Consider the following 4,364-nt stretch of genomic DNA (forward strand, 5'->3'; position numbering starts at 1 on the left):
CTCGTACAGCGCGTGTATGGTCTCCACCACCATGAACGGGTTGCCCTCGCTGACGCGCCAGATCTGCTCGCCGAGCCGGCGCACGGTGGGATCGTCGGTGCCGGCGCGACACAACGTGCGCACCAACGTCACCGTGTGCGATTGGGTCAACGGCGACACGGTGAGCGCGAGCAGCCCGGCGTCGCCGCGCAACTCGACCAGGGCGCGGCGCAGGAGCGGGGCGTCGATCAGGTCCTCGCTGCGCGCGGTCGCCACCACCAGCACCGGCCACTGCGCCAGACGGCGGCTGACGAAGGCGAGCAGGCGCAGGGTCATCTCGTCAGCCCAGTGCAGGTCCTCGAGGACCAGGAGCAGCGGCCGATCGTGCGCGAGGCGACCGATGACCTGTGCGATGGCCTCGAACAGCCGCACGTAGTCCTCCGCATCCGCGACCGCGCGCGTCGGTGCGCCGAGCTCCGGAAAGAGCCGCGCCAGCTCGGCCACCCAGACGGCGTTCGCGTCGCGTCGCGCCGCCAGCTCGGCGATCACCCGCCCCGAGCGCAGGGCATCGGCCCACGGGCCGAAGGGCAGGATCTGTTCGCTGTCGTGCGCGCGGCCGAGCAGCACGCGGCCGCCGAGGGCGACGGCGTGGCCGAGGAGATCGGCGACGAGCCGACTCTTGCCGGTCCCCGCCTCACCCAGGATCACGGCGATCCGTCCACGCTGCTGGCACGCCTGGTCCCACGCCTCGCGCAGCGTCGCGACCTCCGCCTCGCGCCCGACCAGCGGGGTCGCGCGAGTGAAGATGGCGGCGCCGAAGTCGCCGCCATCCTGTGGGATGGAGGCGGCGGATGGCGGGGCGGGGGCCGTTGCCACGCGGGCCGCGGCGGGCGAGGCCTCGAGGATCTCCTGGTAGACCTGGCGCGTCTGGGCCTCCGGCTCGACCCCCAACTCGCGCTGCATGACGTCGACACAGACCTGATACTGGCGCAGTGCGACCCCTCGACGCCCCTGCCGCGCGTAGAGGCGCATCAGCGTGCGGTGCACGGACTCCTGCAATGGGTCGAGGCTGAGCAGCCGCGCGGCGACCGGAATCGCCGCCGCGACCGGGCCCTCCTGGACATGATGCGCGAGGAGCTTCGCCAGGCCCTCGACGGCCAACTCGCGCAGTCGCTCGCGCGCGGTGATCAGCCACTCCTCGAAGGCGGGCTCCTGGATGCTGAGCCCCTCGAGAAACTCGCCGCGGTAGAGCGCGTCGGCGGCGCGCAGCGCCTCGGCGGTGCCCTGCGCCAGCAGGCGCTCGAACGCGGTGACGTCGACGTCGACCGCTGCCTCGTTCAACGTCACGCTGTCAGGCCCGATGACGAGGAGGGCGCCGTCAACCGACGGCAGCGCCTGCCTGATCGCCAGCAGAGCCTGCCGCAGGCTGTGACGCGCCTGCCCATCCGTGGTGTCGCCCCAGAGCAGCGCCGCCAGCTTGTCGCGCAGGTGGACCTGGCCGGGCTGGACGGCCAGATAGGCCAACAGCGCCTGGGCTTTGCGGCGCGCCAGGATGATCGCGGGCCCCGAGGCCAGCCGCGCTTCAAAGCCACCGAGCAGGTTGAGCCGGAGAGGAGACATCGGTTCCAGGCGACGGCGATGACCTACCACGTGGGCACTTCCGCTGCCTAGCGAGCCTGGCGGCCCGTCACACAGCGCGTGACGTTCCTGTGACACCCGCGGCGTAGCAAGGCTCCATGCAGACAGACCCATCTCCGATGACGTTCATCGTCCGCGTCACCGTGGCCGAGGACGGCGCCCTCGCCGGCGTCGTCGAACGGCCGAAGACCGGCGAGAAGAATCGCTTTCAGAGCGCCGAGGCCCTGGGCCCCGTGGTCGCGCAGATGGCCCGCAAGGCCGCCCAGGTCGCCGCCCTGCTGGGGCTGATCGCGACGGCCAGCCCCAGCACGGCGCAGCCAACGCGAACGTTCACCCAGACCGCGGTGCGGACCCTTACGCACACCCCGACGGTCACCCCGACACCGGCGAACGTCCTGTCCACAGGCACCCCCTCGGCGACCTTCACGCCGACCAGCGTGCCGCCCACGCCTACGCGAACGTTCACCTTCACCCCGACCGCCGTACCGACCCAGACGCGTACCCCGTCGGCGTCCCCCTCACCGACCAGCGTGCCGCCCACGCCGACGCGAACGTTCACCTTCACCCCGACCGCCGTGCCGACCCATACGCGCACCCCGTCGGCGTCCCCCACGCCGAGCAGCACGCAGACCCGCACATTCACCCCTACCGCCGTGCCGACCGCCTCCCCGCCGCTGCCGCTCGGGCTGAGCATTGGCGACGTCGCCATTCTGGAGGGCGACGCCGGGACGCGATCGGCCGTGTTCATCGTGCGCCTGCGCAGCCCGGCGACGTTTCCCGTCAAGGTCACCGCCAAGACGGTGGACGGCACCGCCACCGCCGGCTCCGACTACGACGCGTTGAGCACCTCGCTGGTGTTCAACGCCTCCGAGACCCAGAGGACCGTCTCGGTCACCGTGCGCGGCGATCGGACGCTCGAACCGAGCGAAACGTTCTCCGTCGTGCTCGGTGCCGCCGTCGGCGCACCGGTCGGCGATCCCACCGGCATTGGCACGATCCTCAACGACGAGGCTCTCACCGTCGGGGTTCCGGAGCTGTCGCCCGCCGACCCGACCGCCGCGCCGGACGAGCCGACGACACTGACGCTGCGCTGGGCCCATCCTGATCGCTGGCGGGCGCTGAACACCGTCGACCTGCGCCTGCTCGACGGCGACCGGTCGGTGTTCTGGACGCGCTTCGACGAAGCCGCCAACACCTTCGCCCTCTGTGACGCCGACGGCGCGTGCGGCGCCGGCGTTCCGCCCGGGACCGGCGCACCGATCGCCAGCGAGACGGCGACCTTCTATCCCGCCGAGAGCGCCGTGCAGGGCAGCGGTCCCACCGGGCCGACCGTCGACCTGCTCTTCACCTTCAGCCTCGACCGGTCGCTCGGCGGCCGCGTGCTGCGGGTCGAGACCGCCGCCACCGAGGACTCCGGGGAGGAACAGGGATTTCTCCCCATCGGGTATCTCGAATTGAGCAGCGCCAGCCCCTCAACCACTGAAGACGACGGTTGCGCGATCCAACCGCCGCGCCGCAGTAGCCGGGGCGGCGGGGCACTCGGGCTCGGCCTGCTGGCACTCATACGACTCGCCACCCGGCGCGGCCGCGGAGCGGTACGATGAGGGGCCGGTCGGCGGTGCGGCGTCGTGTGGCCCTCCTCGGGCTGGCGATCGCCTTGTTGGCCCTGACGCCGGGCAGCGGTTCTGCTCAGGGCTGTGTGTTGCAGAGCGATTGCGATGACGACGCGTTCTGCACCGCCGACTTCTGCATCCTCTTCAATTGCGTGCACACCGCCCGCGGCTGCGATGACTTCAATGGGTGCACCAACGACGGCTGCAGCGAGACGTCCAACCGGTGCGTAAATACCGCGGTGGTCGGCCGCCCCTGCGAGGATTTCAACATATTGACCGTCGACGACCAGTGCCAGGCGAATGGCGAGTGCCGAGGCAGAACCCCCGTCCCCGCCGAGGACTGTGTGACCGACGTCGACTGCGCCATGGGACAAACCTGTTCCGATGGGAGTTGCATAGAAGAAGGCTTCCCGCAGGCGACGGCGACCGCGACCCGGACGACCACGCGGACTCATACACCGACGCGCACGCGGACGCGCACCCGCACGCCGACGCGGACTCGCACGCCGACTCGCACGCGGACGCGCACGCCAACGCCGACCCGCACGCCGTCACCGATCGACGCGCGCACCCGGACGGCGACCTTCACGCCGACAGCGCTGCCGCTCCCACTCGGGCTGAGCATCAGCGACGTCGCCATCCTGGAGGGCGACGCCGGGACGCGATCGGCCGTGTTCATCGTGCGCCTGCGCGGCCCGGCGACGTTTCCCGTCAAGGTCACCGCCAAGACGGTGGACGGGACCGCCACCGCCGGCTCCGACTACGACGCGTTGAGCACCTCGCTGGTGTTCAACGCCTCCGAGACCCAGAAGACCGTCTCGGTCACCGTGCGCGGCGATCGGACGCTCGAACCGAGCGAGACGTTCTCGGTCGTGCTCGGTGCGGCCGCCGGCGCCCCGCTCGGCGACCCCACCGGCATCGGCACGATCCTCAACGACGAGGCCCTCATTGTCGGCGTCCCGGAGCTGTCCCCCGCCGACCCGACCGCCGCGCCGGACGAGCCGACGACACTGACCCTGCGCTGGGCCCATCCGGATCGCTGGCGGGCGCTGAACACGGTCGACCTGCGCCTGCTCGACGGCGACCGGGCGGTGTTCTGGACGCGCTTCGACGAAGCCGCCAACACCTTCGCCC

3 protein-coding genes are annotated in these 4,364 nt (G+C 71.4%); 2 read left to right on the plus strand and 1 reads right to left on the minus strand.

All coding sequences use genetic code 11. The features are described 5' to 3' along the window. On the minus strand, positions 1–1,599 hold a 1,599-nt coding region (locus ACRDUX_RS26085; protein WP_526417963.1), incomplete at its 3' end, for an ATP-binding protein. A gap of 116 nt (positions 1,600–1,715) precedes the next feature. On the opposite strand from ACRDUX_RS26085, the gene ACRDUX_RS26090 reads away from it, so the two are divergent. After that, positions 1,716–3,221: a Calx-beta domain-containing protein gene (locus ACRDUX_RS26090; protein ID WP_526417965.1), complete on the plus strand. Its 1,506-nt coding sequence runs from the start codon at positions 1,716–1,718 to the stop codon at positions 3,219–3,221. Next, positions 3,218–4,364: Calx-beta domain-containing protein (locus ACRDUX_RS26095; RefSeq protein ID WP_526417967.1), on the plus strand; the 1,147-nt coding region annotated here is incomplete at its 3' end. The genes ACRDUX_RS26090 and ACRDUX_RS26095, both read left to right, overlap by 4 nt.

Source organism: Mycobacterium sp., from assembly GCF_050701675.1.
In the GTDB taxonomy this organism is placed as follows: Bacteria; Actinomycetota; Actinomycetes; order Mycobacteriales; family Mycobacteriaceae; genus Mycobacterium.

Bases quoted from the DNA above. Each gene is read 5' to 3' on its own strand.
- ACRDUX_RS26090 (WP_526417965.1), top strand. From the start codon at position 1,716: ATGCAGACAGACCCATCTCCGATGACGTTCATCGTCCGCGTCACCGTG.